This window comes from Salinimicrobium oceani, from assembly GCF_012037645.1.
This window is the reverse complement of record NZ_JAAVJR010000750.1, coordinates 1-424: the sequence shown is the minus strand read 5'-3', so window position 1 is coordinate 424 and position 424 is coordinate 1. Positions and strand designations below refer to the sequence as shown.

Annotated in this window: 1 pseudogene; it reads left to right on the top strand. The window is 43.9% G+C overall.

Features of this window, described 5'->3' with window-relative positions:
• A pseudogene (locus HC175_RS19220) lies at positions 1 to 424 on the top strand (magnesium chelatase); the annotation flags it as partial.

Sequence of the window (424 nt, the reverse complement as noted above, 5' to 3'; positions counted from 1 at the left end):
CTCGGAATCACAGCCTATGAAAACCTTATGAGCACGGCCGAACGCAGGGCTGTCAAAAATGACGAAAAAAAGACGCTTCTAAGGTTCGGAGATTTTCTGGGAGTTATTCCGTCGATCACGGGAAAAATAGAACTTGTCTATGAAGGAGAACAGGAGGGAAGTGCTTTCGTAGCCCAGGAGCTTATTGGAGAAGCCGTAAAAACGCTGTTCCCAACTATGTTCCCTAAAATCGAGAAGCTTCAGAAACCCGATGCCGAAGACCCATATTCAGAGATAGTAGAATGGTTCTTCTCCGAAAGCGGATTCGAACTTTTAGATGAAACTTCAGATGAAGAATATAAAGAAGCTTTGGACTCTATTCCTGCACTCGACCGGCTTATAAAAAAATACCAGCCCAAGGTCGCTGAAGAAGACAAATATTTCC